The sequence below is a fragment of the Pseudogemmatithrix spongiicola genome, assembly GCF_030623445.1.
GTDB classification, from domain to species: Bacteria; Gemmatimonadota; Gemmatimonadetes; order Gemmatimonadales; family Gemmatimonadaceae; genus Pseudogemmatithrix; species Pseudogemmatithrix spongiicola.
Genome location: NZ_CP130613.1, coordinates 1,305,603 through 1,327,716, shown reverse-complemented (window position 1 = coordinate 1,327,716; position 22,114 = coordinate 1,305,603). Strand labels below are relative to the sequence as shown.

20 protein-coding genes are annotated in these 22,114 nt (G+C 66.1%); 2 read left to right on the top strand and 18 right to left on the bottom strand.

The genetic code is table 11. From position 1 onward, the window contains the following. Nucleotides 1–69 precede the first annotated feature (69 nt). Together Strain318_RS06020 and Strain318_RS06015 are read right to left on the bottom strand one after the other, a co-directional pair. Nucleotides 70–2,010 (bottom strand): copper-translocating P-type ATPase, encoded by a 1,941-nt coding sequence (locus Strain318_RS06020; protein WP_291158196.1) that lies wholly within the window; start codon nt 2,008–2,010, stop codon nt 70–72. 214 nt (nt 2,011–2,224) lie between these two features. Next, on the bottom strand, nt 2,225–2,836 hold the full coding sequence (locus tag Strain318_RS06015; RefSeq protein WP_367887608.1) for a hypothetical protein: 612 nt from the start codon (nt 2,834–2,836) through the stop codon (nt 2,225–2,227). 348 nt (nt 2,837–3,184) lie between these two features. Here Strain318_RS06015 and Strain318_RS06010 point away from each other — a divergent pair, with 348 nt between their 5' ends. Continuing rightward, on the top strand, nt 3,185–3,466 hold the full coding sequence (locus Strain318_RS06010; RefSeq protein ID WP_291158201.1) for a DUF5676 family membrane protein: 282 nt from the start codon (nt 3,185–3,187) through the stop codon (nt 3,464–3,466). Nucleotides 3,467–3,494: 28 nt separating this feature from the next. Here the strand turns inward: Strain318_RS06010 and Strain318_RS06005 are convergent, their stop codons facing one another. From Strain318_RS06005 to Strain318_RS05945, 13 genes are all read right to left on the bottom strand, one after another. Continuing rightward, nucleotides 3,495–4,322, bottom strand: coding sequence for a patatin-like phospholipase family protein (locus tag Strain318_RS06005; protein ID WP_367887888.1), 828 nt, complete (start codon nt 4,320–4,322; stop codon nt 3,495–3,497). 49 nt (nt 4,323–4,371) lie between these two features. Further along, nucleotides 4,372–5,241 (bottom strand): DUF4198 domain-containing protein, encoded by an 870-nt coding sequence (locus Strain318_RS06000; RefSeq protein ID WP_367887607.1) that lies wholly within the window; start codon nt 5,239–5,241, stop codon nt 4,372–4,374. Between the two features lie 15 nt (nt 5,242–5,256). Continuing rightward, a complete protein-coding gene (locus Strain318_RS05995) occupies nt 5,257–6,660 on the bottom strand; it encodes a cytochrome b/b6 domain-containing protein (RefSeq protein WP_367887606.1) in 1,404 nt (467 codons plus the stop codon). Nucleotides 6,661–7,864: 1,204 nt separating this feature from the next. Beyond that, nucleotides 7,865–8,530, bottom strand: a complete 666-nt coding sequence (locus tag Strain318_RS05990; RefSeq protein WP_367887605.1) for a hypothetical protein — start codon at nt 8,528–8,530, stop codon at nt 7,865–7,867. Next, entirely contained in the window at nt 8,527–9,039 is a 513-nt protein-coding gene (locus Strain318_RS05985) for a hypothetical protein (RefSeq protein WP_367887604.1), read from the bottom strand. Before Strain318_RS05985 ends, Strain318_RS05990 begins: the two co-directional genes overlap by 4 nt. Nucleotides 9,040–9,235: 196 nt before the next feature. After that, on the bottom strand, nt 9,236–9,628 hold the full coding sequence (locus Strain318_RS05980) for a BON domain-containing protein (protein WP_367887603.1): 393 nt from the start codon (nt 9,626–9,628) through the stop codon (nt 9,236–9,238). After that, complete coding sequence (locus Strain318_RS05975) at nt 9,625–10,281, bottom strand: periplasmic heavy metal sensor (protein ID WP_367887602.1); 657 nt, start codon at nt 10,279–10,281, stop codon at nt 9,625–9,627. Before Strain318_RS05975 ends, Strain318_RS05980 begins: the two co-directional genes overlap by 4 nt. 533 nt (nt 10,282–10,814) lie before the next feature. Next, complete coding sequence (locus tag Strain318_RS05970) at nt 10,815–11,627, bottom strand: AlbA family DNA-binding domain-containing protein (protein WP_367887601.1); 813 nt, start codon at nt 11,625–11,627, stop codon at nt 10,815–10,817. Beyond that, complete coding sequence (locus tag Strain318_RS05965; RefSeq protein ID WP_367887600.1) at nt 11,624–11,965, bottom strand: hypothetical protein; 342 nt, start codon at nt 11,963–11,965, stop codon at nt 11,624–11,626. Before Strain318_RS05965 ends, Strain318_RS05970 begins: the two co-directional genes overlap by 4 nt. A gap of 265 nt (nt 11,966–12,230) precedes the next feature. Continuing rightward, nucleotides 12,231–12,593: a c-type cytochrome gene (locus Strain318_RS05960; RefSeq protein WP_367887887.1), complete on the bottom strand. Its 363-nt coding sequence runs from the start codon at nt 12,591–12,593 to the stop codon at nt 12,231–12,233. A gap of 70 nt (nt 12,594–12,663) precedes the next feature. Further along, the gene (locus Strain318_RS05955) at nt 12,664–13,680 is read right to left on the bottom strand and encodes a hypothetical protein (RefSeq protein WP_367887599.1); all 1,017 of its coding nucleotides are present in this window, start codon (nt 13,678–13,680) and stop codon (nt 12,664–12,666) included. A 242-nt stretch (nt 13,681–13,922) separates the two neighbouring features. Further along, nucleotides 13,923–15,332 (bottom strand): cytochrome b N-terminal domain-containing protein, encoded by a 1,410-nt coding sequence (locus tag Strain318_RS05950; RefSeq protein WP_367887598.1) that lies wholly within the window; start codon nt 15,330–15,332, stop codon nt 13,923–13,925. 68 nt (nt 15,333–15,400) lie between these two features. Further along, nucleotides 15,401–15,877 (bottom strand): QcrA and Rieske domain-containing protein, encoded by a 477-nt coding sequence (locus tag Strain318_RS05945; RefSeq protein WP_367887597.1) that lies wholly within the window; start codon nt 15,875–15,877, stop codon nt 15,401–15,403. A gap of 377 nt (nt 15,878–16,254) precedes the next feature. Here Strain318_RS05945 and Strain318_RS05940 point away from each other — a divergent pair, with 377 nt between their 5' ends. After that, complete coding sequence (locus Strain318_RS05940) at nt 16,255–17,517, top strand: type II restriction endonuclease (RefSeq protein ID WP_367887596.1); 1,263 nt, start codon at nt 16,255–16,257, stop codon at nt 17,515–17,517. A 249-nt stretch (nt 17,518–17,766) separates the two neighbouring features. On the opposite strand, the gene Strain318_RS05935 is transcribed toward Strain318_RS05940, so the two are convergent. From Strain318_RS05935 to Strain318_RS05925, 3 genes are all read right to left on the bottom strand, one after another. After that, nucleotides 17,767–17,994, bottom strand: coding sequence for a hypothetical protein (locus tag Strain318_RS05935; RefSeq protein WP_367887595.1), 228 nt, complete (start codon nt 17,992–17,994; stop codon nt 17,767–17,769). Nucleotides 17,995–17,998: 4 nt separating this feature from the next. Beyond that, entirely contained in the window at nt 17,999–19,477 is a 1,479-nt protein-coding gene (locus tag Strain318_RS05930) for a PepSY domain-containing protein (RefSeq protein ID WP_367887980.1), read from the bottom strand. 122 nt (nt 19,478–19,599) lie between these two features. Next, a complete protein-coding gene (locus Strain318_RS05925; RefSeq protein WP_367887593.1) occupies nt 19,600–21,966 on the bottom strand; it encodes a TonB-dependent receptor in 2,367 nt (788 codons plus the stop codon). Nucleotides 21,967–22,114: the final 148 nt, after the last annotated feature.

The following is a 22,114-nucleotide window of genomic DNA, read 5'->3' as shown; positions in this document are numbered from 1 at the left end:
ACGGTTCGCGGCCACGAGCGCGGCAAGGCGAAGGTCTGCTAGGGCGTGAGCGGCGCTATGTGTGGTCATTCAGAGCTCTGCGCGGCGTAGAAGCTGCGCGTTGATCGCAACGACAATCGTGCTCACCGACATCAGCACCGCGCCCATCGCAGGCGTCAGCAGGATGCCCCACGCCGAGAGCGCACCGGCCGCGAGCGGGATCGCGACGATGTTGTACCCGGCGGCCCACCACAAATTCTGGATCATCTTCCTATACGTCGCGCGCGACAGCGCCACGAGCCTCGGGATGTCTCGCGGATCCGAACGCACCAGAACGATGTGTCCGGCCTCGACCGCGACGTCGGTGCCGGCGCCGATTGCGATGCCGATGTCCGCCGTGGCGAGGGCCGGCGCGTCGTTCACGCCATCGCCGACCATGGCGACCTTCTTGCCCTGCGCCTGGAGGGCGCGGACGCGTGATGCCTTGTCTTCCGGGAGGACGCGGGCGAATACGGTGTCAATCCCGAGGTCGGCAGCTACCGCCATCGCGACGGGCTCGGCGTCCCCGGTGAGCATCGCCACTTCGATGCCCGCCGCGTGTAGCGCGGCGATGGCTGCGCGGCTCTCCTCGCGGATCGCGTCGGCCACCACGAAAACGGCAATCGCCGCGCTGCCGGACAGCAAGTAGATCGCTGCTTGCCCGCGCGCGGATGCCTTCTCGGCCGCGGTCCGAAGCACGTCCGGCACGTCGGCGCCGAGCTGCTCGAGCAAGGCTGGCCCGCCGATCCGATACGGCGTGCCGTGCACGGTCGCCTCGACGCCGCGTCCCGGGATGGCGTTGAACCCCTCGACGGTCGGGAGCACCAGCGAGCGGTCGGCGGCCGTCTTCACAATTCCACGGGCAATTGGATGCTCGGACTCGGATTCGATCGCAGCTGCGATGGTGAGCGCTTCGTCCGGCACAATCCCGTCGCGGACCCCGAGGTCCACGACGCGGAACTCACCGAGCGTCAGCGTTCCCGTCTTGTCGAAGATGACGGTATCGAGAAGCCGAGCTTCCTCGAGTCCGCGACGGTCACGCACCAGTAACCCGCCGTGCACGCCCAGCGTCGTAGATATCGCCACGACCAGTGGCACCGCGAGGCCCAGCGCGTGCGGACAGGAAATCACCAGCACCGTCACCACGCGCGTGAGTGCAAAGTCAATCGGCGCGCCGAGATACTGCCAGACGGCGAACGTCACGGCCCCCGCCACAATCGCAACGACCGTCAGGATCTGCGCGGCCCGGTCCGCTAGGTGCTGGACCCGAGACTTCGAGCGCTGCGCGTCCGAGACGAGACGCATGATTCCGGAGAGCTTCGTCTTGTCGCCCGTCCCCGTGACCTCGATGCGCAATGATCCGGTGCCGTTGATCGTGCCCGCAATCACCTCAACACCCTCATCCTTCGTCACCGGTCGCGACTCGCCAGTAATCATGGCCTCGTTCACATCGCTGCGTCCCTTCCGGACGATGCCGTCCGCGGGGATGCTCTCGCCCGGCCGCACCACGAGGGTGTCGCCGGCGCGCAACTGGCCCACGGTGACGTCCTCCTCGCCGCCTTCGACGACTCGGTGCGCCATATCCGGGATCAGCTTCGCCAGTTCCTGCAACGCGCCGCTGGCCTCGGAGATTGAGCGCATCTCGATCCAGTGCCCCAGCAGCATGATCGTGATGAGCGTCGACGACTCCCACCACAGCGCCTCGGCCTCGATGAAGCCGAGTTCCACGACGGCGGAAAAGACGAACGCGACGGTGATGGCCAAGGAGATGAGGGTCATCATCCCGGGCAATCGACTGCGGATCTCGGTCCACGCACCGCGGAGGAAGATCAGCCCGCCATAGAAGAAGATGACCGTCCCGAGCAACGCTGGCAGTCGATCCGATCCCGGAAACGACGGCGCGGTGTAGCCGAGGAGATCCTGGATATGCTCCGCCCAGACGACCACCGGGATCGTGAGGATGAGCGAGAGCCAGAATTTCTGGCGGAACATCGCGGGGCTGTGTCCGGCGTGGCGATCGTGATCGGTGTGGGGCTGCAGGTTGGCGTGTCCCTCCGGTCCCGCGTGACTCGCGTGACTCGCGTGACTCGCGTGACTCGCGTGACTCGCGTGACTCGGAGTGGACGCGTGGTTGTGATCATGGTGCTCGGTCATCGGGCGGCCTCGTTGGGTTGAGCGAAACGGACAGACACACCGGCAACGCACGTCATCGAGCCGCTCCGGCCAGTGACGCTCGACGCGCCTTTTCCTCCAGCAGCAACCATCCCAGCGCCTCATCTTTGGTGCCGCCGGCCTTCATTACGTTCCAGTCTCTCGCAATCTGCCGCCGAAGATAGTCGAATACGTGCGGAAGGGCCACGCAGTGTGACGGTCCGCCGGCCGCCGACGCTGACGGCACCACCGAGCCGAACGCTACCAGCCTGGCGCGATGGCCGTGGCGAAGCTCGACACTGCCAACGTGCAGAAGTTCTCGCGCCGCGCGCGCGGCCTCTCCCGCACTGCAGCAGCCGAAGCGCGCCAGTGCCGCGCGCAAGACCGCGGGATCCCGGGCCGCGGCGTTGAGCTCAGCGACGCCCTCTTTGACCTCGCCGATGATCATGTCCCCAACGTCGGCAGAAACACCGAGCGCTTCATCGAGCACTCCGGCTTCACGGTCGTCGGCTGTCGCGGTCCCGGCTGCCGGCACGAGGTGCTGAGCCCGCGGAAACCGGAAGGCCAGGATGTCGAGATCGGTCCGCGTTCGAAGCTCTGTGTGGCCCTGCGGTCCAGGAACACGCGCGACAATCGGGAACTCGGCCACAGTGAAGTAGCCGTTCATTCGAAGATATGTTTCTACGAGCGCCACGCTGGTGTCCATTCGACCGGCCCCGAGGACGAAGTTCCGAGAGATGAGTCTTGCGCCAATAATCGCGTCCGTCAGCCAGATGCGTAGTCGCGAAACTCCCGATTTTACATAGGGTAAAGCCTGACGTGGCGAATCGCAGCCGCGGCCGCATCTCGCTGCAAGGCAATACCCGAGCACGGCTGGTCAAATCCCCGATGGTGTCCGCGTCCGGTACGCCCGAAATTGCGAACACGGGCGAAGGTCTGCCGACAGCCGTTCCGTGGTGGTCTCGAGCAGCGCCCTCCCGCCGTCGGCCCAAACACACCTTAACCGGAGTCTGATATGCCATCCGAAAGTTCATCACTCAACGTTCGCGCATTCGGCCTCGCTGCGGGCATTGTCGCGGCGACGCTCTCGGCAATCTGCGGCGTCGCGCTACTGCTCGCACCGGACTCCACCTGGACGCTTGCGGGCTACCTCCTGCACGCGGATCTCTCGATGGTAGCACCCGTGGTCAGCTGGGTCGGCCTCGTGGTCAGCGTGCTCGGATGGGGGCTCATCGCCAGCGGCGCCTTCGCGGCGGCGGCGGCGCTCTACAACCGATACGTCGCGCCAGAGCGCTGATTCGCACGGGTGGTTCGTCGGGTACCAACTAGGCGTCGCGTCGGCCCTCGAGAAGCCGGCGGATTGCCGGCGTCTCCGCGCGCACGACGCGAATGCCCGCCGCCACGCACTCCCGGCGAGCGGAGAACTCGAGCGTGTCGATGAACCGCACGAATCGCGGCCGCAGCGTGAGGTCAGCCGAAGCGAAGCGAAGGTGCGCGTGCTGACGATGGCAGATCTCGGTGGCTCGCAGGAGCGCTTGATACCCATTACGAATCCCGTCGGCACGCTCGAGCGCCCCGGCATCCACGGCGACCACCGCCGGGAGACCGAACTCGCGTGCCACATCGACCGGCGCGAGGTCGGAATACGCGCCGTCCGCAAGGAGCCAGTCGTCCATGGCTAGGGGAGGCAAGACGCCCGCGAGTGCAGCGCTCGCGTACACGGCGTCATCGGCGCGTCCCGTTTTCAGCACCACGCGCGTCCCGCTCCTTAGGTCGGTTGCCGAGACGGCCACGGGGATGCGCGCGTCCTCGAGTCGCCGGTGCCCGAGGAGCGCACGCAGTTCGGCCCGCCCGGCCTCGCGCACATGACTACCTAGGCCCCAATCCCAAGCCATAGAGGCCGCCATGCGCAACGTCCGGATCGCGGAGCGAAGAGGCCCGCCCGATTCCGCGGCCCTGCCGTGCGCACCCGCAAGATCCGGTAGCTTCACGCGGCTCACCGCCGCATACCAGTCCTGGCGGAGGGCATATGCCACACCGACAATCGCGCCCATCGAGACGCCAACAATCGCCTGGGGACGGTAGCCGAGGTGCTCCAGACCTCGGAGCACACCGAGGTGGGCGAATCCTCGCGCGCCCCCTCCACCCAGCACGAGGGCGAAGGGCAGATGGGGGCGCGGATTGCCGGGCACGGGAATGGCCTCAGTGCATCACGAGGAACACCAGCGTCACCCAGTGCGTGTCCCAATCCGCGCCGCTCCCGGCCGGCGCGTCGGCCACGTGCAGGCCGCGCAGGTTCCAGAGGCCGCCGCGATCGATCGGAATGTGCAGCACCCCTTGGCCATCGGTGATGAACGTGCCGTGCCGCTCCTGTCCCGCCAGCGCGTTCAGGTTCGCGTCCGCAGGCCGACTGACCACACCGGCCTCAAGGCGGACGCCGCTGAGCGGTTGCCCGCCGAACAGCACACGCACGCGCAGGGTATCTCCAGGGTGCAACACGGACGGATCAGTCAGCGGCAGGAGTTCCAGCGGTTGGCCCACAATTCGGGACCACGCGCGAGGCCCACCCTCACCCACCTCGACGAACGTCTTGGCGTACTTGGCGTAGCGTCGCGTCACGCTGTCGCGAGGCACGCGTCCTTCCCGCTCCAGACGCGCCAGCACGGCGCCCGCTCCCTCGAGCTCGAGGTAGCGCCGGAATCCCGCCGCCGATTCGCGCACGGATCTCGGGACCGTCGACACCACAACCATCCGCTGGCCCGTCCCCGTCGGGCGGTGACGCAATCGCAGCGAATTCCCGCTGGCTTCGAAATCCACGATGCGTGTCTCGCCGGCCGCGTCCAGCACGCGTGCGTCCGCGACGCGCTCCCTGGACAGTGCCGACTCGCTCGCCGGGAAGGCGCTGCTGGTCTGGCCGAGGACGACCAGCTCGTCGCCGGGGGCGAGCCGGAAGCCGATCGGAACGAGCCAGAAGTCGTGCGCGAAGGCCGGAAGGACGCCGATGCCGAGGATCAGCACGGCGAGAACGACGGATCTGTACCGGAACGACCGCGACCATCGCTTGGCGCTCACACACTCCTCCGTTTTCTAGGTTTGGACCGCACCCGCATCTGGGCGTTGGCTCTTCGCGGCCTCCAACTCCTCCAACTCGCGCGGGTGCTCGTGTTCCATTTGGTCGCGCGAGAGCCGACCCGTGCACATTACCTTCGAGAGTGGGAACACATCCGGCCGTAGCATCACAAAGTAGAAGTGCCACACGACAATTGCGAGTGTCGCGAGAATGGCCTCGTACAAATGTACGACGGATGCGACCTGGAACGCCCAGAATGGAAACCGATTGAGGAACGGCACCTCGAGCCAGAGCACGAGTCCCGTCGCGGCCATCACCACCGTGCCCCAGACCAAGGCGAAGTACTCCATCTTCTCGGCGTACGAGAACCGTCCGACTCGGGGACGTACATCGGTGACGCCGATGTTATACCGAAGCGTCTGGATCAGTTCCTTCCAGTCCGGCACGCTCGGCGGGCCCAGCCGGAGGCAGCATCCGGCCAGGCACAGCGCATCGCGAACGCGTCGCAGCCGCGGAAGCAGCGCGCCGATGAGCGCGCGCCCGCGGACCGTGAGCGCGAGATAGCCGAGGTGATACAGCCCACCCGCGAGCAATGCGAGGGCCGCGGTCCGGTGCGCCCACGCTCTCAGCAACGCACCCATGGACGGCCCCAAGACGGGGAGGGTCCAACCGAATCGCAGCGCAAACCCGCTCAGCACGAGTACCACGAAACTCGCTACGAGCCACCAGTGTTGGAGGCGCTCGTTGCGGGTGAAGCGCAGATAGTCGGCGGCGTGGGGCATTGCAGCGGGCTCCGCAGCTACACGTCGGCGCCGGTCGCGCCACGCCCGCTGCCAATCGGCGACGTTATGCAAAGCCATCAGCGTGAGGAGCGCGGCAATCAGCACGACGTACATCGCGCGCACCGACTCCACGAGCCTGTGCCCGGCCGTTGTTGGCGTATGGTGAATGCCACCAGCGGCGAACGTCGCCGTGGCGCCCACATGGCAGGATCCGCAGGTCGCACCGACGTTCGCTGGATGCGTGCGCGCGCCCGAGTCGGCAGCGCTGCGAATGTCGTGGTTGCCGTGGCAACTGGCGCAGTTCGCGACACGCCGGTCGCCGATCGCGGCGGCCAGTCCGTGGAAGCTACCGCGATAATCCGAGACCACCGCCGCGGTGAAGCCGTGGTCACCCGCGAGACGGATGTCGCCGTGGCAACTGGCGCAGTCCTGCGCGGAGCGCCGCAGGGCCGCGGCCGTGGCTTCCGACCCCCTCACCGCCTCCGTGTCGTGCCCGCCGTGGCACGACACGCACGTCGCGGCGTGCGGATTGCCGAGCTGTACGGCCGACGCGTGCACGCTCTTGGCGTACGCGGCCTGCGACTCCTCGTGGCAGCGGGCACAGGTTGTCGCGACGCGGTACCGTCCCACCGCCGACATCCCCACATCTCCGCCCCGCGCATCGTGCGCCGCGTGACAGTCCGTACACGTGGCGGCGGGCGCGCCATTTGTGGCGAGTGTCCTCGTTGCGTGGACGCCACCGAGATATTCGCGAACGGCTCGCACGTGACAGCTGCTGCACTGTCCGGCGACGTTCGCGCGGTGCGTCAGTGCCCTCGGATCCGTCACCGAGCGGACGCTGTGGCTACCGTGGCACGACACGCAGGTGGGTGCCGCGACGCGTCCGGCCGCCCGCGCGGCCGCGTGTGCGTCGCGCAGGGAAGTCGAGGCCTGAATGGCGTGGCACGAGGCGCAACTGGCCACGGAATCCGGCACGGCGCCCCGCTCGGCGGACTCGCCGACGTGACAGCTCCGACAGCTCAGCCCGACGTGCACACTCGCGGCGACGGCACTGGCCTGGCCAGACGCGGTCTCATGCCCGCGCATCGACTGAGCGACGGCGGGTCGGGCTGTCGCCAGCCACAGCAGGAGGACGCCGCAGGCCAGCGCTCCCGTTCGCGTCCGCACGTGGCGTTTCAATGGTGCTTGTACCATCCGACCCCCACGATCTCGTTCCACGACGTGGTGTGATGGCAGGCGGCACACTGCGTCACGGACGCATCTGGCCGCCGCGCCACACGCTGGGACACCATGGAAAAATGCTCCATCAGGTGGCTGGGTGGTGCGTTGTGGCAGTCCGCGCAGCGCGTCGAACGCGACGACGGGTGCTGAAACGGCGGGACCTCCCACGAGTCCGTGACGTGACACGCCTGACAGGCTCGGCCGAAATTCTCACGGTGGGGATCCACGGTTGCGTGGCAGCTCGCGCAGTCGAGCTGCGTACCTGGTCGCGTGAGCAGCACCTCATGATCCATTGAGATCGGGCGCGTCGCAACGCCTCGATGCTCGACGTGGCAGCTCGCGCAGGTCGCGACGGTGGTGTGAAACCGTGTCGGCTGTCGATCGAGGAGCGCTGGGCTCGACGCGTGGCACGAAACGCAGTTCGCGCGAACCACTCCCTCGCCGGGGGAGTGGCAGCCGGTGCAATCCCGCGCGAGGGGCGCGTGCGCCGCCGAAAGTGGACCAGGGCTGACGAGACTGAGGACGGCGGAGCGTTGCGTGGAACTCGCTCCGAGCCATCCGGCGCCCGCGACGGCGAGCACACCAAGGAACACGGCGCCTACGGTTGCGAGCCCGCTTCGAGTCACCACCATCGCAGCCCCAGATAGATCGCGGCCGCGACGTGCAGCACGAAGACCGCCAGGAACGCGAGGGACACGACTAAGTGCACGCGGAGCCACGTCGCCGCGCGCCCGGAGAGATGGTCGTGAACTGTAACCGTGTACTCGAGATCTACGATGGCCTCGGCCAGCGCTCGCTGGATAGAGTCGTCGACACTCGACTCGGGCACGGCTGCGAAGGAACTGAACAGCGCCCGCGCACGAACCAAGTCGGCCGTCTTCTGCCGGAGGTCGGATGCGACCAGGCCGAGGAAGTACCGCCCGACATACCCAGTCGTCACGGCGACAAGAAGGAGTCCGGTGAGCACAATCCCGACCGGACTCTCGAAGCGGTGTGCGCTGTGGAGGATGGCCAGAATTGCGCCGAGGAGGCCGAGGCGCACATGCCACTTGAGGAGTTCTCGCATCGGCAGTCGCCGCGGCAACGCCTGGCGAATTCGCACGCTTCGTTTCGCCAGCGAATACCACAACGTCGGCACCCACATCAGCGTGGCCGCGGCGATGCCCACGACACCTCCAACGACGCTGCCGGGGAACTGCGGTGACGCGTGCACGACGAACCCACTCCACAGTAGAAGCAGCAACATCACCAGTGCGCTCGCGAGCGCCACATCCTCGCCGCGGCTCACGTCTCTGCTCGCGCCGAGGTAGTACCGGAGGCCGCCGCCGACGGCGCTGCCAGCAAGGCCTCGATCGCTCGCATCCGCCGGTAGTGAATGACGACCATCGAGGCGAAGAACAGCAGCAGGATGGTCATCAGCGCAAGATGGAAAGAGGACAGCGGAGGCGACGCTTGCGCGCTGACAGGGACGGGAAGGCCCAGCTCCGACCGTAGCCACGCGTCCGCGACCTCCGCTGGTGCCACGCTGGTATCGAGCGCAGCCCGTGCGGAGATGGCCGACTCGATGATCCCGAGGCCATGGCGCGCCTCCTGGAGCGCGATCGACATCGCCGCGTTCTCGCCCCGCTCCTCCGCCGCCGCAAGTCCGGCGACGCCTCGCGCGAGCCGCGTTGTGCCCTCCAGCATCCGCTCGCCAGCAAGACGCGCCAAGTCCGCCCGCGCCGAGTCCGTACCGACCGAGAGGCGCATCAGGCGCGGAACCATCTCGGTCGATGGCTCGAGCGCGCCCTGCATCATAGACATGACCGCCGGCGCGGTGGCTGGAGCGCGCGACGCCGTCGCGGGCGGCGTCCGCATCTTCGCCGCCGGCGACGCTGAATCCTGCGCTGGGTGATGCGCCGCGTGCTCGGCCGCCGTCTGCGCCGCGCTGGTCGACGGCGGGAGCGCGATGCACGATACAGCGACGGCGAGCGCGGCAGCCCACCGATTGCCGCTACATATGTCCCATCCGACCGCCCGGCGCGGGCGCTCTCGCGCCGGCAGGCGCGGACGTCGAGTCCACTGGAACGACGGGCGCCACCACGATGCGATCGATGACATCCGTCACTCCCGAGGTCGCGGTTACGATGGCCACCGCCCGGCGCCGATAGGCCACGTCTGGCACGGTACCCGATACTGTCATTCGTCCACCGTCTGCGTCAAGACCAAAGCGATAGTTGCCGACGGAATCGTCCGCCGCAAGGGCGGCGTCGACGCGCTCGCGCAACTTCTCCTCGCCTGACTCGCATCCCAGCAACAATGCCAGCGCCGACAGCGAGAGTCCGGCGGCCACGAGGCGACCGAGTCGAATCGCCCCGTAGCCTGCGTCCATCCGCCGGATGCTCACGGCGCGGTCCCGAGTAGCGTGCGACGCTGCGCGGCCGTCAGCACGTTTGTCGCCTCCCGAACCGCCGCGATGAAATCGAGTCGCGCGCCGGCTCGGAGTCGCTCGACCTCTCGGACCTTTGCCTCCACCGCGGTTGCGTCGGGCTGTGCAGATCCGGTGAGCGCCCACAGCTCTTCCTCGGCCTTTTGCACCTGCCGCTCCGACTCGGCACGTGCGAGGAGCGCCCGGGACTTGATGCCGTTCAGCGTCGTCTGCTGTGACGCCGAGAGTTGCAACTGCGGTTGATCGAGGAAGAATCCCGTCGCCCCGATGTGGTTGAGATGAGAGGACCCGGCGTTGCCGGGAATCTGCGAGACCGACGCAGGGGCGCTGGAGCCAGCCGCACTCGGCATCCCAGGCATTGCCGCCATTCCGGTAGCTGCTGAGTCGGTCGGCGGCTTCGCGGCACCACCCATCCCGCCCATTCCGCCCATTCCGCCCATTCCGCCCATTCCGCCCATTCCGCCCATTCCGCCCATTCCGCCCGCCGCGGCGCCGCCGGAGGCGCCCATCGGCATCCGCATGCCGGCGGGCGGCATTCCCATCTCGCCCTTATCCATATTCATCATTCCCATCATCCCCGACATGCCCGACATGCCCGACATGCCCGACATGCCCGACATCCCACTCGCTGCTGGGGCAGCCGCTGCGCCTCCTGTCGGGCCGACAGCCGACGCGGACGCCGATGGGCGCGCGACTGCGGCCTGAAGGCGGGCAATCTCCGCCCGGAGCTCCGCGATCTGTCGCTGGAGTTCGGCGGTGGTTGGGGCTGTGGTGGTCGCTCGACCACCGCTCGGTGTCTGCGCGATACCCCCGCGCGGGGCGAGAAGCAGAGCAGAGGCCGCTGCCGCGACCAGTGTCGCGACGCAACGAACGCGCCGGTGAAAATCCATTCGAGACAGCCGTATCATTGACCGCATCCTCCGAGAGATTGGCGCCGCAAATCTGGCGAGGAGACGCCGGACCCACCGCACCCTGAACGAACCGCGCGATGGGACGGCGGCGGCATTCACCGTGCGCCCATCGCTCTCAGAATATTTTACGCAGCGTAATGTCACGGACAATCGGCGTTTCCCCTATACCTGGTAGGGACGTCCCCTCGGCGCGATGCTCATCGCTGGACAGCCACACCGCGTCGGCGCCCGCCCTAGGATTCCGGCTCCGTCTGGCGACCGGCCGTGTGCAGCACGGCTTCGCGTGCGTCCAGTTCTCGCGAAGTGTTTCCCGTGCGCACGAAGTATCGCGCTGTCGATCCATCCATCACATACACCGGACCGCGGCCGCGTTGCACGACGACGCGGCAGAGTTCCTTTCCTTCCAGCCGACTGAACGCGACGTGCACGTGTCGGAGGACCGCCGCACCCAAGGAATGCGCGAGCAGGCCCACGAGGTACGCTTCGAACCCGTCGCGATCGCGACGGCGCAGCGTCGCCAGATCCTCCTCGATTCCGACAATCTCTCCGTTGTCTGACACGCCAATCAACAGCGAGCCGCCACGATGGTTCATCAAGGCGGCGACCGTGCGCACGATCGCCGCCTCGACGGCGCGGCTAACCTTCCCGGTGTTCCGGTCCCAGCGTGCCGAAGACTTGAACTCGAGGATTTCGCTCTCGCCAGCAGCAATCAGGTCTGGGATGCCGCGATTCAGTTCAAGCTCCAGAGACCGAATGCGATCTCCCCTCACCGTGAATGCGCGGGTCAACACGACGGCCGGAAGCCCCAGGAGCACACCGAGCGCGGCGAAGATGCCCGTCATACCTACCATCCGTCGCTGGAATACCCCAACCATCCGTTCAAGGACGAAGTTGGCGACCGTGCCGGATGCGGCGTGCGCCGGGTGGAACTCGAACCAATAGATTACCATCGTCAGCGGGTGCAGCAACAGCACTCCGGCGATGGCGCAGGCCGACACAATGCCGACCCAAGCCTGCGGCGACAGGCTGGCTCCGTCGATCCTCACCACCACCCCCCCGATGACACGAGCATCATCGTTGCCATCACGCCAACGACCAGCCACCCTGCAGTGCGAACGGCGTGTGTACCGGACGAGTGCACGGGAGGCGGCCCCGGTCCGAACTCCGCGACCGTCACGGCCGGATCGAGTGTTGCATCGCCAGCGCGGAGCAACTGTACCTGCCAGCGATGCGCCGTGACCTCTACTGCACTCAGCGTGAATCGCACCGTCCCGTCGGGCCGCCGAGTGCCGCTCAATCGGCGCGGCACCTGACTCGGCGCGCGATCCGCGCCGTGCAGCGAGTCGGCTACCTCGTCGCCCGCGAGCACGACATTGACTTCCACGTCCGTTGCGACCGAGTCAGAGATTCGGTCGCGGACGTCGACGAACAGATCAACCGACCGACCGTCTCGTGCGGGAACGGTTCGCGACACCACGCGTACCGTTCCCACAACGCCTGAGACCGACAGCGCCGTCGGCCTCGCCGACGGTGAGCGATGCATGCCCCCCATGCTCGGGAACATCATCGGCGCGTAGCAGCCGACCGACAAGCTCACGATTACAGCGACGAGAGAGCGCCTCAGACGCCGCCTGATGTCCATCGCACATTCAGCGCGGGCGCGCTAGACTGCGCGCGTATGTCGCTACCGTCCGCATCTCATCCGCCGAGAGCTTATCGGTGAAGGCACGCATATCGCGCCCGATGCCCCTCTGCAGCACGACGACGACGGAGTCTACGGAGCGATTCTCCCAGAACGCCGGATCGGAGAGATTCGGGATACTCGGGTACCTTCCCACGGCAAGGCGTGGCGGGACGCCAACCGCACCGTGGCAAGAGCGACAGTTGGTTTGGTATAACTGCCGTCCCGCTGGGTCCTGACCTTGGTACGGAGCCGGACCCTCGACTGGCAGGGTTTCCGCCCGGCTGCTCCGCGAGCTGCCCACCGAAGCGGCCACCGCAACAATCGCCATCGTCCATATCGCGATCCTCCTCACATCCCCCTCCGTCGACCGATAGTCGATTCACGATGCTCCGACGCCATCAGAATGCCACCATGAGTCGCGTGACAAGCCCCGACCGCGCGGGAGTGTCGGCCGAATACGAGTCACGGAACAACTCGAGGCTCCAACGGAAGTACTCGGGTACGTTGAGCGGGACGACGACGCCGACCGTCGAGCGCGACAGCGTCTCCGCCGACCGGCCGACATCCGGGTCCAAGCGCTCTTGGCGCCCGAATACCGTATATGCGTTGTCGGTCCACGAGTATTGCGCCTGGACCCAGTACGAGGACCCACGAGGAGATCGAATCTCTGGCGCACCAGGGTCGCCGGTCGGCACATCGCGATCCCGGCCGAGCACGTAGCCGCCGGACAGCTCTGCACCATTATAGATCTTGTTCGCCGTCGCGACGATGCGGTAGAAGCGCCGCCCCTGATTCGGAGATTGCTCGATTACGCCTAAGGCGTCGCCCAGGTACGCGGCCAGACCGATGCCGCTGCCCGCGTCGTCCCACATCAGCTGATTCGTGAACACGAGGTCGCGTCGGCTAACCGCCGCGCCCTCTTCGTCGGCGCCCAGTACGATGCCATTGATTGCCATGAGGGACGTCCGCATCCGACCGCCCAGTACAACAAATGCCTCGACTCCGACTTGGTCACCGGCGAGACGCGCGGGTATCACTTCAGTCACGGATTCGTCCAGAGCCAGTGGCGTCGAGAGGCCGGTCGCGCGGTCGAAGCCTGCCACTCCGCCGCCAGCCGCCAGCAGGTGGCCCTGCCCAACCCGGACGCCGGCGTATCGATTCTCTGAGCCCCACACTCCGGTGACCGTGCCCACCAGGTCAATCGTGCCCTCCGGCTCACGATCGAACTCCACGTACGCACCAGCGTGGCCGCCGACGGCCCCTGCGGCAAAGAGACTGGCTGAGGGGAAGGAGAAGCCACTCGCCTCCGCGTCACCCGAGGCCGGGCGAACGCTTCCGAACTCGGCCTCCAAGCGCGCCGCAAGATAGTTCTCAATTCGACTCATGTCCGCGGCCTCTCCGATGGCGTCGGGCATGCGATAGCCGGCCCACTTGAAGGCAATGCCAACGGCATTCAAGCGAGGCACCGCCGGGCTATGGCACCCTGAGCAATTCATGTTGTAGCGCCGAGCCCACGCCGGAATCGCCTGTGCGACGGTCGGCACGAGCGTGATGGCAAGAAGCGATGCGACCATAAGTCGGGGTAACACACGGTGGTACATTGGGTACGTGCCTCCATGAAATGAATCGTGATTGTCTACCACCGTCTCGGTCAGCTTCAGCGCACCGGCGTCGACGGTTCTGGGAACGTATCAGCGATAGCCATCGGGAGTGTTTGCCCGCGCGGCCCACGAAGTGTGGTGAGATACCGCGCGACCTCCTCGATCTCTTGGTGCGAGAGCGTTGGGGGCCCAAAGGAACTCATCTCCGATTCGGGATGGAAACGCTGCGGGTTTTCGATGAAGCTGTGAAGCCAGGCCGACCCGTGGCGCGTTCCGATGTCTGTCAGTTCCGGCCCTTCCTCCCCGCCTTCGTCGCCCACGACGTGGCAGCCGGCGCATTGTCGTTGGAACGTCGCGCGTCCCGCGCGTTCGACGGACGAAAGCGCGACGCCCGACGGCGATTCCGACGGCGGGGCAATCTCTCCAAGGGCAGCGCCGAGAAGCAACGCGGAGCCCCCGAGTACGGCAACGAGGCCCGCCAGTGCGAGTGGTCTGCCGCGCAAGTGTCGGCGGCTGCTACGGTCAAAGAACGGTAACCCCAGCAACGTCAAGGCCAGAAACGCCGGAATGCCGACGGCGACCGTGGACTCCATCGATCCGGGGACAAGCTTGAGCAACTGATAGAAGGGCAAGAAGTACCATTCCGGCAGCGGCACGTAGCTGGTATCCGTCGGGTCCGCCGGCGCCTCGAGCGGAGCCCCCTCCACCATCGCGAGACCGACGATGACCGCCACCGTGAGGAGGGACACCACGGCGTCCTTCGCGATGATGTCGGGCCAGAACCTGGGCCCGCCGCGCTTCGCCCGCCCCACGGTCTTGTCATAGTGCGCCGCATAGTCATCCGCATCCGTGCGTGCCGGCGCCGCTTCCTCGAGCACGCGCGGTGGCGCAGCGATGCCCTGCCGCACAATCATCACGAGATGCAGCCCGATCAACCCGATGATCGCCGCCGGAAGCCACAGCACGTGCAGGGCGTAAAATCGGGTCAGTGTTTCCGCTCCGAGTTGCGTTCCGCCGCGGAGCAGGACGGCGACCGCCCCCCCGACGCCGGGCACCGTTCCGGCAATGCTGGTACCCACCTGTGTGGCCCAATACGCGCGTTGGTCCCACGGCAATAGGTATCCCGTGAAGCCGAACGCCATCACCAAGCCGAGAAGGCCGACACCCACGACCCAGTTGGCCTCGCGGGGGTACTTGTACGCGCCGAACGAAAACACGCGCACCATGTGGAGCAGGGCGAGCACGACCATCGCACTGGCACCCCAATTATGCACGCCTCGCAGGACGCGCCCCAAGTGGACCTGCCCCTCGAGGTAACGGATGCTCTCGTAAGCGTGGTCAGGCGACGGGGCGTAGTACATCGCGAGCACCGCGCCCGTGACCGCCTGCAGCAGGAACACCGTCAACGTCGCGCTGCCGAGTGTGTGCCACCACGTCAGTCCGCTGGGCATCTCGCGATCAAGCATGGAGCGCCGGAGCGACGCGATGTCGAGGCGACGCTGCCACCACCCAGACCCTGGACGAGGCGCCGAGGTCACAACGGCTCCCGACGCTCGGTCCCAACTCGGAACGTCACGTACTGGACGAATACCTCGTCGTTCTCGACCTTCACCGGCAACGGATCAAGCCCGCGCGGAGGCGGACCGCCGAGCACCTCACCAGATTGCTTGTCGAAGAGCCCGTGATGACACGGGCAGTGGAAGCGGTCCTTCTCCGTGTCGAATGAGACGCTGCAACCCAGATGCGTGCACACGCCGCTCCAGGCCTTGAACTCAACGGCATCCTCGGTGGAGAGCCAGACGCTGCGTAGCGCGCGCGACTCGATCCAACCATCCTGCACCTCGTCGATGAAATCGACCTTGAATGGGACGCCGATGTCGACGGAGTTCACGTCAGGAACCACGCGTACCCAACGGGCGGCCCGCGGTCGTCGGAACGCCGGAGAGAGCGCCGCCGCCACTGGGGTGAAGCCGGCAATCAGCCCGGTAAGCACCGCGCTCGCGATGCTCACAAGGGATAGGAAACGGCGCCGTCCGGATTCGCCGCCTAGCTCCCGCTCTGAATCGCCATCCCGCTGGCCCTGGCGCTGTCCTGCGAGTTCCACGTCTTCACTCGATTCTCGCACGACTCGACTCTCCTAGAGGCTCATGTGTGAGCCACTATTTTATCCGTCGTAAAGTAGAGCGCAGTAGGGCAAACCCTGATATCGGGTCAGAATTCCACTCGAGTCTTCGTCGAGCGCGGCTCCCAGGCGCAGCCGAGAGGTCGGTCACGCAGACGACCCGGAGGCGCGCCCGTGTAAGCGCCTTGCGCCACCATCGACAGCGGTGGAGCTTCCGTCATTGCGAAAGCTCCGGCCACTAATCTCAGCTCGGATGGGGGAACCCAATGGATATGCTATCGACGCTACTTTCGCGGTGGCACGATGACCCTGGGGGATCCTACCGCCGCTGGTTTCTCTGGGAGGAGCGCCTCAAGAACTTCCGCGGCATCAGAAAAGGCATCGCAGTGGTCGTCGATGCCATCCGGGCGGACCGGCTTGGACGGCAGTATCGCGATTCCGCCCTCGAGACGGTCGTGAGGTCAGTGGCGGAGCAGCGACCGGTCTTCAGGGGCGCAGACCATGCGTTCCTCTGGAAGCCAAAGTTGCGGATACCTGACATCTACGAAAATCGCGCGAATCAGCTCGCGTTCGCGGACTTTCTCGACGCGTGCAGCTGCTGTGACACCGAGCCGGAGGTTTTGCGCGCCATACATCAGCTCGACGCGCGGCGCATAAAGGGACTGGGTCCCGCCGCGGCGAATCTGCTGTACTTCCTGCACCCTACTATCGCTCCGCCCTTCAACACCGCGATTGCTAAGGGGTACGCGCGACTGACCGGCGTCCGCGTTCCACTCGGCCGTTGGCCCGCCTATCTCGCGATGCGCCGCGGTATGCTCGACCTCACGGCGCGCTACCGGAGCTGGTTGTCGAACGATCTTGGCGCGGTCGCGAGCTTTCTGTTCGACGTGGGGAGCGACCGCTACCCCGCACCGCCGCTCGATGACGAGGCGGGTGCCAATGCGCAGCTGGTTTGGCGGCAAGCCCTCGAGACGGCGCTGCTCGCCTCTACCGAGGCGGCGGTAGCCGATCGCGACGACGATCTCACGCACACGGAGGTACAAGGTTGGCTTCGGGATTTGGGACACGCCCTCGGCTTCTCGGTCTGGATCGCGAGCAATGACCAGGGGCGTCCAGTTTCAGGTGGTCGGCTCGGCGACGGCTGTCTCACGGAACTCCCGTCAGGGCTTCGCGAGGGGGCCGGAGCCGACGCCATTCGACTAATCGACGTGCTCTGGCTGGACGCCACAACCCAACAAGTGAGTGCCGCATTCGAAGTCGAGCACACCACGTCAATCTACAGTGGGATCGTGCGATTGCTTGACTTGGCGCTGGGCGCCGGCGCGGGCACGGCCCACGGTCTGTACCTTGTGGCGCCGGATGATCGCGAGGCCGACGTACGCACCCAGTTGGCACGCCCGGCGTTCTCGCAGATCGGGGAACTTGCCGTCAGGTTCATCTCGTACGGGGCCCTCGCCAAGCATCGAGAGAACATGGCTCGATTCGGCAGCGGTTCCAAGGCCATCGAGGCGATCGCGAAGTCACTATAGCGCCTCTTGGCGGACGCCGGCTTGGACTTGCGCGCTGATGTTGCCCCGAAGCGCCCCGAACTCGCGCGCGTGATTGCCCTGCGGAGAGGCCCGTGAAAGAACCGCGCCAGGCGGCGCGCGGGCCTCGGGCGGGTGAGATGCCGTCGCATGCGATCACCCGTTTGCCTCGATCGGCAACGGGATCAGAAACCGCTGTAGCCGCTGCTGAGCAACCGGGCGGTCACTGACTGTAACCGACCGCTCTCTCCGCTAATGTCGGTGCAACTCGGTCGGCGTCTGACCCTCTAGCACCGCACGGTCATTCATCGCGTTCCGCGCGAGGAGCGCACCGCCCCACGCGATCACGACCGCCACGAGCGCCGTGCCGACCGTCAGGGCGAGGCGGTCTCCCGCGCTGAACTCCCGGCGTGGCCGGCGGGAGCGCTCTCGCTGCGTGGTCCCTTCGCGCTCCGCTGCTTCGCTGGCCTTGGTGTCCACGTTGTCAGGCTCCGCCCGCAGGCCGACTGCGCAGGAAGACGGTCAGTCCAGTGGCAATCATGCCGAGCACAAGGAGTTGGAAGGCCGCAAGCAGCACCACGTCCACGGACTTGTTTCCCGTGACCTCGATCATGTGTACCGCGAGCAAGGGTCCGAACCAGCGCCAGATCCGCGGACGGCGCTGGATGATCTGTCCCGTGTTCGTGGCAACGTAGACATCGGTTTTTCCGGGATCATCGAACCGGAATCGGTACGTCGGTACGGGGCGATTGAGATCCATGTATAACTGCGGCTCCGACCCGACGAAGACGAAGGACGGGTTCCCGATCACTTCCCGCCGCGCGATCTCACCCGCCTCGGCTGGATCGAGGCTCTCGATCGGCGCGCCGTCGGAATCGAAAACGCGAGGCGCCTCGTCGAGTCGCGGAGTCACCACCCACACATCATTCTCTCCCAGCACTCGCCATTCGATTGCCTGCACCGGTCGCGAACTGTTGGGAAGCACGTTGGACAGGCGGGCCAGCACTTCAGCGGCCGTGGCAAGCGGCCGACCGGTCGAGAACCCGCCATTCCAATCAGCGTGGAAGCTGGACTTGCCGCGGAACGGGTCTTCCAGTGGGCCGAGGTTGAGCCAGAGGTATGCGCCCACCAGCACTTGAATGGTCAGAATGCCACCCGCCACGGCACCGAGCCGACGATGCAGAATTCGAACCGACCACCTTGCCGTCTCCTGCTGCGGATCGCTCGCTCGCACTGCGCCGCGAGGCCGACGCCACCAGAACAGCAGATACCCGAGGGCGGCGAGGACCATCACGCCCGCCGCGCAGAGGTAAAGCAGGGTCGTCCACGGCCACAGATGCGTCGTCAGCTGGTTCACGTGGAACGTGCGGTACCACCATTCGAACCGCTCCGAATCCGCGTTCAAGCGCCGTAGCGTGCGGCCCTCGTCGCGCGAGAGGATGAGTTGCGCCGACTGCGCGCCGGCCAGCTTGGCTCGGACGGCCTCCAGGCGTGGTGCCGCGTAGTAACGGTTGTACTCCGATGCGGGGGTCAAGCTGGAGACGTGGCTGCCCACCAGCGCCTCCCCGGCGACCACGGTGAGCAGCTCGTCGGACAGCGGATCGAGTCGCTGGCCCGTCCGCGCGTCGAACACCATCGCGAGCGCGTACGGAGTCGGCTTGACGACATACCAGAGATGCGCGCCGCGTGACTGCAATCGCAGCCAGTACACGCGCTCAATCGAGTGCTCCGCCGCGAGCTTCGCGAGCATCGCGTTCGGACTGACGCTGGCCTCGCTGAGAGGCACGTCGATCGAATTGTGGGGGTTCAGCTCGTAGCTCCCCGCGAGCCCGTTTTGCGCGTTCATCGTGACCAGCATCATCACGGCGGCGGATACCACCCACCCGAGCAGCGGCAGCGTGAGGCCCAAACCCAGCCAGCGATGCCACGCGGCCACATTGCGCTTCGTCCGTGAGCCGATCAATGAACGCTCCTCGTTACTCAACGTCGTAAGACAGACCCGTCAGGCGCGTCGAGCACGCGAGGGCACGGAACCACCGCCGGGGCGGTGGCATCGATCGGAACCGATGCCACCGCACCACGCGGCTACCAGTTTAACCGAATCCCCGCCACGTAGTTCACGCCGGGCAACGGGTTGAAGAACCGTCCGGCGCCCGCGTTGATTTGTGGCTGCGAGGAGTACTTCTCGGAGAACAGGTTGTTCACCGCCACAAACGGCGCGACGTCCGTCCGCCCGACCCGGCGCGTCCACGCGGCACGCAGGTTCACGAGACGATACGCGGGATTCTCCGCGGTGTTGGCATCATTGAGGAAGAACTTCCCGACTGACTGAACCTCGATGCCCCCGGAGAGGCCTCGCGCGCCCTGATAGCGCAGTTCGAGAAATCCGTTGTGCTTCGGAATTCCGGGCAGCTCATTGCCACCGAAGTTGTTAGCCCCGGCCACGTAACGAGCGTAGGTGAAGTCCGAGTAGGTATACGTGCCGGCGAGGGTGAGCGAGCCCGTCAGCTCATACTTCGCGCCGGCCTCGATGCCCTGCTGCTTGACTTCTGCCGCATTCACCAGCGCGCCGAACTGACCCGTGGCGGGTGCCGGTCGAACAAAATTCACGTTGACGGCTTGGTCACTCACCCGCTGGCTAAACACCGCGAGCTCGAAGGAACCGCGCCCAGCGACTCCGCGCGTTCCCACCTCGAATGTCCGAATCGACAACGGCTTGACGACCTGATTCGTCACGAACTCTCCGTCTGTCCGCGGTGAATTGCGCAGCTGGCCAATGACCGGTGATTCGAAGGACTCGCTGAAGTTCGCGTACGCCGAGAGCGTCTGGCTGATGCGATAGGTCAATCCTAGCTTCGGGGTTACCCGCGTGAACGTGCGTGGCTCCGTCTGGGCCGCCCGCATCTTGTTCTGCTGCTTGAAGCGAATGTTGTCGTAGCGTGCACCCGCGGTGAGCGTCACCGCAGGGCCCAGTTCGAGCTCCTCCAGCACATAGACGCCGACACTTGTCGCCTGCTCGTCAAAGGCGGAAATCGCAGTGCCCGCAGCGGCGGTCCCCGGACGCCCCGTCGTCGTCGTCTGGATCGGTGTGTCGTGGAGGTCTACGCCGGTGGTGAAGCGGCTCCCCATCGAGCCAAGCCGTCGCGTGGACAGCAAACGCATGGTGATGCCTCGATTCAAAAAGCTCTGCTGAAGGAACTGAGTCAACGCGGGGGCTTCGTGGATGGCGCGCGGCACGTAAAAAATCTGCGTCTCAATCTGTTCCGTTTCGCTGAGCGAGCGTGCCACGTTGAGCCCGAACCGGAATTCATCGAAGCGCCCGAAGTTGTTGAGACGCACACCGCCCACGCGGGTAAACGACGTCGAGTCTGCAATCCGCGGGGTCGCACGCATCTCATCGATCGTGAGCCCTCCAGGGACATCCTGCCCGAGGTTGTCGTACGACATCACACCAGTCACCGTACTTTTCGCGTCGGGTCGGTACACAAACTTTGACGAGAATCCCGTCTGGTCGAAGTTGGAGTTGTCGCGGTAGCCGTCCTGCTGCGTGCGCCAGGCGCTCACGAGATAGCTCACGTTCCCGTCGAACGCCTCGCCCGTGGCCTTGGCGTGCACCCTGGCGAAGCCGAAGCTCCCAGCGAGCACTTGCAGCTGACGACGGTCCGGCCCACCGGTCTCGCTGGTCATCGAGACGACGCCACCCGCTTGGTTGCCGTACAGCGTGGACGCCGGACCACGCAGTACCTCGATACCTGAAATCGACGACATGTCGAGGTTCGCGAGATCCTGTCCCGAGCCGCCGGCGTTGTTCTTCGGAATGCCGTCAATCATCAACCGGATGCTGCGGACACCGAACGAGTTCGATGAACCGGCGCCTCGGATGGCGATGGTGGCGCGAGAAGCGCCACCCAGTTGGTCACGGACGACAAGGCCTGGCACCGTGCGCAACGCCTCCTCAATGCTCGTGTTGCGTCGGCCAACGCCCTGAATGACTTCCTGCGAGACCAGGCTGACGGACGCCGGGACTTTCGCCAGTTCCTGACCGGTGCGGTTGGCAGAGATGACCATCTGCGCGAGCGTCGAGGGTACTGCCGTAAGCACGAAGTTCACGGAGGGGTCTGTGCCGTTCACGACGTCAACGGTCATTACGCTCGGGAGATATCCGATCGACGTTGCCCGAAGCTGGATGCGGCCGGCCGCCGCGAGGGGAAGGCTGTATCGACCATCGTCGTCAGCGCGTACCGATCGCTCCGCCCGCCCCCCCGCGTTGAGCAACTCCACGGTCGCGCGCGGCACTGGGGCACCCGTGGCGGACCGTACCTGACCTCGCACGGTGGCGGCGACCGGCGACTGCTGCGCTGAGAGAGATGTAGCCGACGTGCCGGCGAAACAGGCGATTGCTACGAGCGTACGCAACAAGCTCGAACCGGGACGTCTGACGAGAGAGCGCATGCGAAATGGGGTTGTTGAAGGGTGGCAACATTGGCGGACGCGCCGCCGATTTTACAGCGCGTAGTTTGCACGACAACAGATAAAACGCTACCACGTGCCTTACGCAGTCGCAAGGCGTCTCCGACACCGCGTGCCCGGGTGCGCAGCT